Below are 11,993 nucleotides of genomic sequence, written 5' to 3' on the forward strand. Positions count from 1 at the left end.
ATATAAAAATACTCTTCTCGCTTCCAAGGTGCAAAAATACTTCATTTGTGGTTTGCAATCCAAATATTTTTCAACGTTACTTTTTGAATGTAAATGAAGTAGATTTTGCTTTTTTGTGAAATAAAGTTTTTAGAAAAGACACTTCTCATAGACTTTTAAATAATCAGCTGCTGCAACTTTCCAATTAAAAATTGCGGCTCTTTCTTTCATAAATGATTCCATCATATTTTGATTGTTGTAGAAATGATTTAAACCTTCAAATAGTATGGTTTTCATGTATTCAGGGTCAAAATTATCCCAATAATAAGAATGTTCTCCGCCTATTTCCGGTAAGGAAGTTTTATTGGATAAGAAAATAGGTTTGCCAAAATGCATCGCTTCTATTGGTGGAAGCCCAAAACCTTCGCGAATTGAAGGAAAAAGAAAAGCATGACATTTTGATAAATAATATTGTTTTGCAATATCGTCCACTTTTCCAGTAAGAAAAACGCGATTTTGTAGGTTGTTTTCCGTGATAAATTTTGCTATTTCGATTCCATATGATTTATGGTTGTTTCCGGATATAATCAAATTGAAATCAGGAATATGAATCATCATTTTTACTATAGACAAGAAATTTTTTCGTTCTAAAAAATCACCAATAGAGTATAAAAAAGGCTTGTCCAAAGGGATTTCAGAAATAAACTCAGAAGTGTCTAAAATGGTCGTAATAGGATTTCCATTGTAAATTACATATTCAGGAACATTGGGAACATTAAAATATTGATGTGTTTGTTTTTTTGCAAATTCGGATATGTAAGTAATCGCTGTAGCTTTTTCTAATTTTGCGAGAAAGAGTTTGTTTGCTTTATGATTCATGTCAGATGAGATTTCCTCCACAAAATTTACATCATGTACGGTAAGTAAATATTTATTGATGTGAAATGGCTCCACTTTTGTGTTTTGATTGACAGAATGCCATAAGTCATACTTTTTCCGTGTTCTAAAAAGTCTGTGACGTGACAAATTGGTGTATTTATGATAGCTAAATTTATTACCAAATTCTTTCTCAAGAATTTCTGGGTTTTTAGCATTTAGAGTTAACTCTAAGTCATTAAAATCTAATTGGTATAAACCTTTAATTAGCTCATAATTAAAAGTTCCTAATCCAGTTGCCTTATTCTTAAGGTTATGCGTTTCTAAAAATACAGTTTTTGACATAAATAGCATTGTAATGAAGTAAATGTAAACCTTAAATTGGATAAATAAAATGCAATAACTACTTTTGTTTACACTTATAATGTATTGATGCAAATAAATATTCACTCTCATTTTCTAAAAAGCAAGTCAAATTTATTGGCAATGATTGAAAATTTTAATTCAAATGGAGTTCTTTTTGGCGATGGAAACCGAAATAAAATAAAACTATTTGATTTAGAAGAAAAAACGATTAACATCAAATCGTTCAAAATTCCTCATGTCATTAATAAAATCGCGTATAAATATTTTAGAAAATCTAAAGCCAGACGTTCATATGAATTTGCCAATAGATTACTTGAAAATGGAATTGGAACGCCGCAACCTATTGCTTATGCTGAAAATTTCAAATTATCGGGATTAGAAAAGAGTTATTATATCAGTGAGCACCTTGACGCTGAATTGACTTTTAGAGAATTGGTGTTAGACCAAGATTATCCAGATCATGAGAATATATTGAGACAGTTTACTCAGTTTACTTTCGATTTGCATGAAAAAGGAATTGAATTTCTGGATCATTCCCCAGGCAATACTTTGATTAAAAAAAAATCTCAAGATCAGTATGAATTTTTCTTGGTTGATTTAAACAGGATGAATTTTCATGAGGTCATGGATTTTGATGCTCGCATGAAAAATTTTCATAGGCTTACTCCAAAAATAGAAATGTTAGCAGTAATGAGTAAAGAGTACGCAAAACTTTACAATAAGGATTATGAAGAAGTTTTTAGTAAAATGTGTTTTTATACCAATGATTTTCAGATGAAATTTCATAGAAAAATCGCCCGGAAAAAGAAATTGTTATTTTGGAGATAGCTGTTGTTTTTTGTTCCAAAGTTGATTTAGTTCGTCATACCTAATATGAATGCAATACGCGTTCAGGTAACAAATAATCACTCCTTTTTTTCCATCCAAAAAACCCAAACGGACAAAATAATTGTATAAGAAATTATAGATTGGATGAAGAAGGTGAAGTAAATAGTGCGATTTTTGTTTTTTGATAAACTTCTCTTGAGCCTTAAACTTTCCGTAACGAATTATTTTTAATTTATAGGAATCATAATTAGCATAGGAATAATGAATGAGTTTGTTTTTTAGGATGCCAATTTTTCCGTCTACTTTTAATTTTTCATGAATCAGTCTTTCAGATGTATATTCTGCATGATTTTTATGGAAAAGCCTAAATATTTTATCATTTTGATTTCCACTAAAATACAATACTTTATTCTCAAACATAAAAGTTCTCGGAAATAAAAAAGCAGCGTATGTTATGTTATTTTTTACGGTAACTAAAATTTCATTTTTTAATGCTGGAGTCAATCGTTCATCAGCATCTAAAAATAAAACCCAATCATTTTTGGCCTGTGAAATCGCAAAGTTTCTTTGAGCAGAATAATTTTCAAATCTATTCTGAATGAATTTTACGTTCCTGAATGACTTACAAATAACCTCAGTATTATCGGTACTGAATGAATCTACAACAATAATTTCGTCAGCAAAATCCAAATCAGCCAAAAGGGCTTTCATTTGATTTTCTTCGTTTAATGTGATTATTAAAACTGAAATTTTAGTGTTGTGATTGTATTTCATTAATTTTTAGCTCTTTTACAAAAATATAGCATTATTTCAAATGTGTTTCTAAAAAAGCATTTAATACAGGGAAAATCAACTCAGGAGTAAATTCCTTGTAGAATAAAACGGTTTCTTTTTTTATTATTTTAGCCGTTTTACCTTCAAATAAATTTGGTTTGAACTCTCTTAAATGTAGCGAAACATGATTAATTCCATCTTCAAAAGTAGCCCATCCTTTTTTATCAATCCAAGGTGAAAAAATAATGAATGATGGTTTTTCTAATGCTTTTGCCATATTTATTGCTCCGCCATCGTTGCCAATTATCATATCACAATGATTCATTATGGCAATAAACTCTCGGATGTTTTTTCCTAAAATGGAGAAATAAATCTTCTGTTTGGTGCTTTCTTTACAACCATTGTAGATTTTTTTGGCATCTTCAATTTGCTTTGGAAAATAATTAAAAAGAATATTCACATCACCTTTATCTGCGATGAAATCTACTAATTGCGACATGTATTCCAGCGGATAGGTTTTGTCATCACTGCTTCCAATTATGCTGAGCATAATCGTTTTTTTGGATTGGTCTATTCCGTGAGATTCAAAAAGAGATGTAGCAAAATCATTCTCTTCTTTTGTGACATAAATTCTGGGAAATGTTTCTAATTCAATATCCAGGTGTAAAGGATTTAGTAATGCTAATCGTTGTTCGATTATTAAACCTAAATTGGTATTAGATTTTTTTTGTCTTTTTACAGTATCTGTATAAAGAAAGTCTCTTCCTTTTTTCCAATACGAAATTTTTTGTTTTGCACCCGAAAATAATACGACAAGCCAGCTTTCTAATTTGGAATACGCATCTATAACAATATCATATTTTTCAGTTCGAATGGATTTCAATAATTTAAAATATTCCCATTTGCTTTTTTGATGTTTTTCGGTAAAAAGAATGAGATTATCGAAACTTGTATTTCCTTGTAAAACAGCGATTGTAGATTCGTAAACCATATAATCAATTTGCGTTTTTGGATAGGCTTTACGCAAATTGTCGCATAATATGGAGCTTACTAAAACGTCTCCAATCATTTTTTGTTGAATTACAAGTATTTTCATTCGGAATAAATTTGAAAAAATTATGCTTTTGTTTTCAAGTAATTCATCGCACGAGGACTAATCCAGGTTTGTTTTTGTATTGCATTAAAATAATAAACGAATAGATTTTTAAGCATCAATCGATTTACTTTTAATTTTGGAATAAAAAATAAAAAAAGACTTAAAAGCGACAAAATTATTTTCTCACTAAGTACTCCTAAAATCAATAAACTATGCAAATAGAGTTGTATTCCTGTTGAAAATTGATTGCTGATATAAATGTGCTTAGAAATAATCACTTCGGTTTTTGTAAGTGCTTTTGTCTTGATATTTAATCGGGATGCACCACCGTGTTGATGAAAAATAGTAGCTTTTCGCGTAACGGCAATTTTTCCTCCAGTATCAAAAATCTTTTTGCAAAGATCAACATCCTCAAAATACAACCAGTAATCTTCGTTCCAACCTTTAATTTTGCTAAACCATTCCCGGCTTATAAAAATGACTGCTCCAGTAACCCAATCTGGGTAAAACAAATCAGCAGCGTTGTTGAAACGTTTTTCCAGTTTTGTTTTGTTCCGTTTTCTAAAAAGAGATCTTGAGATTCCGAAAAAGCGCCCAAAAGCCGGAAATAAATTATTTTGTTTGTAAAAAACATCATTTTCATTTATTTGCAAACAAGACAAAATTCCAATTTCAGGATGTGAAACAGTTGTTTGTAATAGGGTTTCCAGGGCTTCAAGAGTAAGTTTTGTATCTGGATTTAAAAAAAGGAAATGGTTTCCCGTAGCAATGCTCGCACCAAAGTTGCAACCATTTGAGAAACCATTATTACCAGAATTTTCTATAAATGTAAACTTGGAATATTTTTGTTTAAAAACGGGAAATTGTCCGTCATTAGAAAAATTATCAACAATGATAACTTCGAATGAGAATGTTTTTGAACTAATTGCAGCAATAGATTCTAAACATTCGTCTAAGGCTTTCCAACCACGGTAATTGACAATAATTATTGAAATATCCAATAGGTCTTTTATAAAGATTTTTAAACGAAAACGGATTATACCGCTACGTCATATTCGCGTAAAGCATTGTTCAATGATGTTTTTAAATCAGTTGAAGGTTTACGGGTTCCAATAATTAAAGCGCAAGGCACTTGGAACTCACCAGCAGCGAATTTTTTAGTATAACTTCCAGGAATTACAACAGAACGAGCAGGAACGTATCCTTTCATTTCAACTGGAGTATCTCCTGTAACATCAATAATTTTTGTAGAGGCTGTCAAACAAACATTGGCACCGAGAACTGCTTCTTTACCAACATGAACGCCTTCAACAACTATACAACGAGAGCCAACAAAAGCACCGTCTTCAATAATTACCGGTGCTGCTTGTAATGGTTCAAGAACACCACCAATTCCTACACCACCACTTAAATGTACGTTTTTACCAATTTGTGCACAGCTTCCTACGGTTGCCCACGTGTCCACCATAGTTCCTTCGTCTACATAAGCACCAATGTTTACATAACTTGGCATCAAGATAACACCGCTAGAAATGTATGCACCGTAACGGGCCACAGCATTAGGAACTACACGAATCCCTTTTTCTGCATAGCCTCTTTTCAATAACATTTTGTCATGGTATTCGAAAATTCCAGATTCCCATGTTTCCATTTTTTGAATAGGGAAGTACATCACTACCGCTTTCTTAACCCATTCGTTTACTTGCCATCCTTCACCAACTGGTTCGGCAACACGTAATTTTCCGGTGTCTAATAATTCAATAACAGCTCTGATAGCATCAGTTGTTGTTGTTTCTTGTAACAAAGCACGGTTTTCCCAAGCTTGTTCTATAATAGTTTGTAATGGATTCATTTTAATTAGATTTTTGACAAAGATATGTTTTTTACCGAAAAAGCAAAAAGGTAAATTGATTTGAAAATGTTACAGATTTAACTTGCTCTGTGTTTAATGTTTTTTAAATGTTGTAAATTTGGATGATAAATGAAAATCATGGGAATATGAAAGATAATTTCTCTAAACAAGCTTTGGAATATTCAAAATTTAGACCGCAATATCCGGATGAAATGATTGATTATTTGGTTTCATTTGTCAAAAATAAATCGATTGCACTTGATATAGCAACAGGAAATGGGCAAGTGGCTCACAAACTTTCTCGCTTTTTTAAAACGGTTTATGGAATTGACATTAGCCAGAACCAATTGGATAATGCTATTTCAGCGCAGAATATCATTTATAAAATAGCTGCCGCTGAAAATACCTTTTTTAAAAATAGTGAATTTGACTTAATAACCGTGGCACAAGCGATTCATTGGTTTGATTTTGATTTGTTTTATAAAGAAATCTACAGAATATTAAAACCAGAAGGAATCTTTGCCGTATTAGGTTATGGGTTATTTGCTACCAATGCGGATTCAGATAAAATAATACAAAATTTTTATTATAATATAGTAGGTCCGTATTGGGATGCGGAGCGAAAATACTTGGATGAAAATTATAAAACGATTCCATTTCCATTTGATGAAATTGTAGCAAAACCTTTCGAAAATCATTTTATATGGACTTTTGAAGAACTCATCGGGTATCTGGAAACATGGTCGGCGACACAACATTATATTTCGAAAAAGAATAAAAATCCTTTGGACTTGATTTATGATGAGTTGAAAATTTCTTGGCAAAAAAGTGATAAGAAAGTGACTTTTCCATTGTTGCTAAGAATCGGAAAATTAAAATAGTTACCTTTGAAAAAAATAAGCAAATGCCAAGAATACTATCCATAGACTACGGTCAAAAACGTACAGGAATCGCTGTTACTGATGAGATGCAAATCATAGCTTCGGGTTTAACTACAATTCCATCTGCAACAGCCATTGCTTTTTTGAAGGATTATTTTGCCAAAGAAAAAGTGGAAGCAGTACTTATTGGTGACCCCAAACAAATGAATGGCGAACCTTCAGAAAGCGCTTCTATCATTAAAGGTTTTGTAACGCATTTTACAAATCATTTTCCGGATATGAAAGTCATCCGTGTAGATGAACGGTTTACATCGAAAATGGCATTTCAAACGATGATTGATAGTGGACTCAATAAAAAACAACGTCAAAATAAAGCGCTTATTGATGAGATTTCGGCAACGATAATGCTTCAGGATTATTTGACCCGAAAAATATTTTAAAAGCGTTGTTTTTAAGGCAATAAAATGACTATAATGTTTTCGTAATTTCCTACTTTTTAACAATTATTTGTTATAATTTTTATGGTTTTATGAAGTATCTTTGCGCTTTAAAATTTTGTTATGCCTGATACAACCATTCGTTCAAATAGTGATGTAGTTCTTATAGGAGCTGGAATAATGAGCGCCACACTTGGCTTAATCCTAAAAGAATTACAACCGGATATAAAAATTGAAATTTACGAAAGATTAGATATTGCAGCTTCCGAAAGTTCCGATGCATGGAATAATGCCGGTACGGGACATTCTGCTTTTTGTGAGCTTAATTATACTCCTGAAAGTGAAGATGGCAGTATCAGTCCTAAAAAAGCAATCAGTATTGCGGAATCTTTCGAAGTATCCCGTCAATTTTGGGCTTATTTAGTCCAACAGAAAAAAGTTTCATCCCCTGAAAATTTTATAAAAAGTATTCCACACATGAGTTTTGTTTGGGGTGAGAAAAATGTAGCGTATCTTAAAAAAAGATATGAAGCATTACATGCCAATCCACTTTTTAAAGAAATGCTTTTTAGTACTGATTTTTCTCAGTTAAAGGAATGGATGCCTTTGGTTATGGAAGGAAGAAAGGATACAGATCAAGTTGCTGCAACTTCAATGGCAATTGGGACGGATGTAAATTTTGGAGAATTAACCAGAAATATGTTCAACTATTTAACACAATTAGATGGTGTTACCATGCATTTTCATCACGAAGTTAAAAAATTGAAACAGCGCGAGGATAAATCGTGGAGAATAAAAATTACAGATTTGGCTACAGGTCAAAAGCGAAAAGCATATACTAAATTTGTTTTTATAGGAGCTGGTGGTGGTTCATTACCATTGTTAGAAAAAGCAGATATTCCTGAAGGAAAAGGTTTTGGAGGTTTCCCGGTAAGTGGGCAATGGCTGAAATGTACCAATCCAGAAGTGATTGCTAAACATCAGGCTAAAGTATATGGTAAAGCCAGTGTTGGTGCGCCACCTATGTCTGTGCCACATATTGATTCCCGAATGATAAATGGAGAAAAAGCATTGCTTTTTGGACCTTTCGCAGGTTTTTCTACTCGATTTTTAAAAAATGGATCGTATTCTGATTTACCATTATCTATAAAACCAGATAATATCATTCCTATGATTGCTGCTGGGATTAAAAATATTCCACTTACGAAATATTTGATTGAGCAAGTGCGTCAATCACCAAAAGATAGAATTAATGCGTTAAGAGAATATGTTCCGGGTGCAAGATCTAAAGACTGGAAATTAGAACGAGCAGGACAACGCGTACAAGTTATTAAAAAAGACGAAAAAGAAGGTGGAATATTAGAATTTGGTACTGAAGTAATCACAACAGCTGATGGTTCATTATCCGTTTTACTGGGGGCTTCTCCTGGAGCTTCGACTGCAGTTTCGATTATGATAGATTTGATAGGAAGATGTTTTAAAGAAGAAATTGAAACACCGGAATGGCAGGAAAAATTAAAAAAAATGATTCCGTCTTATGGTCAGGCTTTGAACGATAATCCAACTTTATTAACCGAAATTAGAAAAGATACTGCTGAAATTCTAAAATTGAATAATTAGATATTTTACAATAAAATAAAAGCGCTGGTTTTTAGATATTTAATCTAATTCCAGCGCTTTTTATTGGTCTCAAATTATAGTTTAAAACTATGCACTTTAGTGCATTTCGCTTTAGCTTCTAAAAATTTTTCGCCACGAATTTCACGAATTTCCACTAATTAATTTGTGCTAATTGGTGAAATTCGTGGCTAATATTTGGTTTGCAACTGTGTAGACTTTCAGTTTGCTTACCAAATCTATGGACTTTCAGTTCATAGTGGTTTAGTTTTAAGATTGCATTAATTCTTTTGTAGTCTTTACTATGTTTTCGGATAAATTAGTCAACCAGATTAATTGTTCTATAACCAATTGTGCTTCCTGCATTTTCAATTGAAATGCTTCTTCATCAATGGGAATTCCTGCTTTTAATTCTTTTTCTCTAATGTTTTTTAACTCCGTAAAACGCATGGCTAAATCTTCTTTTGGAAGGCTTTCTTTTATATCTGAATCATTTTTCAAAAGAGAAATAGCGTTATCCAGGTTTTTAATTACGGTATCAACCACAACATTAAATGCCTCAGAAGCTGATGTCGTTTTGTGCGATTGAATATAAGTTCCCAAGGAAGCTGAAGAGGAAAGTAGGGAATGGTTGAGTATGGCCAGTTTATATACTTGTGGCAGTTGTTTTTGTTTAGATTTTGGTTCTTGAATCATTCTTTGAAAAGAAGCCATTAAATTACCTATTTCGATAAAAGCATTCTTTCTGGCTAATCGGTATGAAGTGGAAATAGTCCCCTTCTTGTTATATAAAATAGAGATTTCCTTCAGGTAATTTTCATTTGCTTTTATGGATTTTTCCAAATAAATGGGAATATTTAAAAACTCCCATGAAGGCCATAAAAAGTGATTGGCAAAAAAAGCTAATGCTGCCCCAACAATAGTATCCAGAATTCTATATTGAATCACATCACTAATATTTGGAGTTAGTATTCCATAAATAAAAACAATATACATCGTCACAAACGTTGCACTGACTTTATAATTTGTTTGTGTAAAGGAAAATCCCAAAAGCATGCAAAGAATAGAAAATATACTGATTACAATACTGTTATGGATGAATGTAAGAACTCCAAATGCAATTAATCCGCCTAAAATGGTACCGAAAATTCGATGGAAAGAACGCTGTTTGGTTAAACCATATCCAGGTCGCATGATTACGATGATAGTCAACAAAATCCAATATACGTTGTGAAAAGGCAGTACATTACCAATGATAAAACCAATCAAAATAGTTATGGTTAATCGCAGTGAATGCCTAAAAATCGTTGAGGAGAAACTAAGATTTTCAATCAGAGTGCTCAAAGGATAATACTGCGGTGTTAGAAATTTTTCTAAGTCTTTGTCCTTTCCTTTAAAATCCAATGAATTGATAGCTAAGGTGAATGCGCGTTCTACAATTTTTATTTTTTCAACTTGTTTTTCGCCGTATTGAAGCATAGTTGTGAGCATAAAAACACCTTCGGAAGCGGCAATTTTTCCTAAATCATTTTCGTATTCTGTGATTGCAATTTGTAAAGCATTTAAATCTCCAAGTAAATTATGTTTAGAAACATATTTAGTTCGGTTTTGTACACTTTTATATACTTGTTTTAAACTTGCTGCAAGATTGTATGCTAAGCTTTGATAGGTTAATAATACCTTTGGATGATCGTCAAATTTTTGATGTAGCTTATCATGGTCGAAAGAAGTGGATAAGGCAAGTTCTAAAATTTCTATCAATGAAATAAAAACAATAAGCATCTTGCGGTTTTGATTAGAAGAACCGGAGGTAGTATGACTACTGATTAGCACTTCTCTAATGTTTTGTCGAATGGTATTTAGTTCTACCTGAAGGTGTAATTGTTTTTCAATAATTGCTTTTTTATCAGCATTAATGGTCCATAAATCCCCTCTTAGTTTTAAATACTTAGCCGTTAGTTTGATGCATTCAGCAATTTCTAATTCGATATAACGATGAGGGCTCAAATAATGGAAAATAAGTGAAATTAGAAGGTAAAATAAACCACCTACGAGAATTAATCCTGAATATTCAATCATTTCCAAACCGGTATGCAAATGTGCAAACGCCAATGAAACGGCAAGTAACGCGGAGAAAGAAACTGCCGTAGCTCTTTTTTCATATACAGAAAGCATGGATATCAAGAAAATCAATAGCGCTAAAAATGGATAAAAAACCCAAGAATAGGGATGCATAATATTCACTAACAAATTGAGACCGGCAACTAGAAAAGCAGTAACCAGAACACCATTGATTTTATGTTTTAAACTACTTGGAATATCACTTGGATAGGTAAAAAAAGCTCCCAGTGCAATAGTAAATCCCATTTCAAAATTACCAAGAAAAGAAAACAATAAAACAGGAATGACTGCCGCTATTGTTACCTTTAAGGCATTATTGAAATAAGTGCTGTCTGTAAATTTTCGGATTCTGTAAATCATATAATTGGATTACTAACAAAGGTAAGAATTGTACGAATTATTCAAAGGATAAAGAGATGTGTTTTGAACTTAATTGTAAAAAAACACTAATTATCAATGGAGGATTATTCATTGTCTATTTTTTTACTATTTTTGCAGACTGAATTAAATGGAGACATATTCAGATTTACAGTAGATAATACTTAATACAACAATAATGATTTTACCAATTATAGGATATGGTGATCCTGTTTTAAGAAAAGTAGGAGAAGTTCTTACACCGGAACATCCAAACTTGAAAGAAACGATTGCCAATATGTACGAGACGATGTATAACGCCTATGGTGTGGGACTTGCTGCACCGCAAGTAGGATTGGCAGTTCGCTTATTTGTAATCGATACGACTCCTTTTAGTGATGATGAAGATTTAGAAGATGCTAAACAACAGGAATTGAAAGGATTCAAAAAAACTTTTATCAATGCAAAAATGATAAAAGAAGAAGGTACAGAATGGAGCTTTAATGAAGGATGTTTAAGTATTCCTGATGTTCGTGAAGATGTGTATCGTAATCCAACTATAACTATTGAGTATTGTGAAGAGGATTTTGTAATGAAAACAGAAGTTTTCGACGGATTAATCGCCAGAGTAATCCAACATGAATACGATCACATTGAAGGGATTTTGTTTACAGATAAAATTTCATCTTTGAAAAAACGTTTGATCCAGAAGAAGCTTAAAAACATCTTAGAAGGTAAAACTTTCCAAGAGTATCGAATGAAATTTTTTGGTAAAAAAGGAAGGTAAATTCCCATTTATAGCCTTATCT

The 11,993-nt window shown here is 32.1% G+C and carries 11 protein-coding genes; 5 read left to right on the plus strand and 6 right to left on the minus strand.

Going from position 1 to position 11,993, the window contains the following annotated elements; genetic code table 11:
• Positions 1-129: 129 nt before the first annotated feature.
• On the minus strand, positions 130-1,200 hold the full coding sequence (locus tag OA85_RS09945; RefSeq protein ID WP_039109609.1) for a glycosyltransferase family 1 protein: 1,071 nt from the start codon (positions 1,198-1,200) through the stop codon (positions 130-132).
• A 141-nt stretch (positions 1,201-1,341) separates the two neighbouring features.
• Between OA85_RS09945 and OA85_RS09950 the strand changes: the two genes are divergently transcribed.
• Complete coding sequence (locus tag OA85_RS09950) at positions 1,342-2,049, plus strand: lipopolysaccharide kinase InaA family protein (RefSeq protein WP_231557096.1); 708 nt, start codon at positions 1,342-1,344, stop codon at positions 2,047-2,049.
• On the opposite strand, the gene OA85_RS09955 is transcribed toward OA85_RS09950, so the two are convergent.
• The 4 genes from OA85_RS09955 to OA85_RS09970 are packed head-to-tail and all read right to left on the minus strand — an operon-like array spanning position 2,035 to position 5,771.
• Positions 2,035-2,823, minus strand: a complete 789-nt coding sequence (locus tag OA85_RS09955; RefSeq protein ID WP_039109611.1) for a glycosyltransferase family 2 protein — start codon at positions 2,821-2,823, stop codon at positions 2,035-2,037. The two genes, OA85_RS09950 and OA85_RS09955, sit on opposite strands and share 15 nt — an antisense overlap.
• Positions 2,824-2,854: 31 nt before the next feature.
• Positions 2,855-3,919: a glycosyltransferase family 9 protein gene (locus OA85_RS09960; protein WP_039109612.1), complete on the minus strand. Its 1,065-nt coding sequence runs from the start codon at positions 3,917-3,919 to the stop codon at positions 2,855-2,857.
• A gap of 20 nt (positions 3,920-3,939) precedes the next feature.
• Entirely contained in the window at positions 3,940-4,920 is a 981-nt protein-coding gene (locus tag OA85_RS09965; protein ID WP_039109613.1) for a glycosyltransferase family 2 protein, read from the minus strand.
• 35 nt (positions 4,921-4,955) lie between these two features.
• Complete coding sequence (locus OA85_RS09970; protein ID WP_039109614.1) at positions 4,956-5,771, minus strand: 2,3,4,5-tetrahydropyridine-2,6-dicarboxylate N-succinyltransferase; 816 nt, start codon at positions 5,769-5,771, stop codon at positions 4,956-4,958.
• Positions 5,772-5,917: 146 nt separating this feature from the next.
• On the opposite strand from OA85_RS09970, the gene OA85_RS09975 reads away from it, so the two are divergent.
• The 3 genes from OA85_RS09975 (at position 5,918) to OA85_RS09985 (ending at position 8,709) form a co-directional block, all read left to right on the plus strand.
• Positions 5,918-6,652 carry a class I SAM-dependent methyltransferase gene (locus tag OA85_RS09975; protein ID WP_039109918.1) on the plus strand — a complete coding sequence of 245 codons (735 nt, stop codon included), beginning with the start codon at positions 5,918-5,920 and terminating at the stop codon, positions 6,650-6,652.
• Between the two features lie 23 nt (positions 6,653-6,675).
• On the plus strand, positions 6,676-7,092 hold the full coding sequence (gene ruvX / locus OA85_RS09980; RefSeq protein WP_039109615.1) for a Holliday junction resolvase RuvX: 417 nt from the start codon (positions 6,676-6,678) through the stop codon (positions 7,090-7,092).
• A 120-nt stretch (positions 7,093-7,212) separates the two neighbouring features.
• Positions 7,213-8,709 (plus strand): malate:quinone oxidoreductase, encoded by a 1,497-nt coding sequence (locus tag OA85_RS09985; RefSeq protein ID WP_039109616.1) that lies wholly within the window; start codon positions 7,213-7,215, stop codon positions 8,707-8,709.
• 267 nt (positions 8,710-8,976) lie between these two features.
• Here the strand turns inward: OA85_RS09985 and OA85_RS09990 are convergent, their stop codons facing one another.
• A complete protein-coding gene (locus OA85_RS09990) occupies positions 8,977-11,187 on the minus strand; it encodes an FUSC family membrane protein (RefSeq protein WP_039109617.1) in 2,211 nt (736 codons plus the stop codon).
• Positions 11,188-11,383: 196 nt separating this feature from the next.
• Between OA85_RS09990 and def the strand changes: the two genes are divergently transcribed.
• Positions 11,384-11,971, plus strand: a complete 588-nt coding sequence (def, locus tag OA85_RS09995; protein ID WP_039109618.1) for a peptide deformylase — start codon at positions 11,384-11,386, stop codon at positions 11,969-11,971.
• The last annotated feature ends 22 nt before the right edge of the window (positions 11,972-11,993 follow it).

It is taken from the genome of Flavobacterium sp. AED, from assembly GCF_000812945.1.
Taxonomy (GTDB): Bacteria; Bacteroidota; Bacteroidia; order Flavobacteriales; family Flavobacteriaceae; genus Flavobacterium.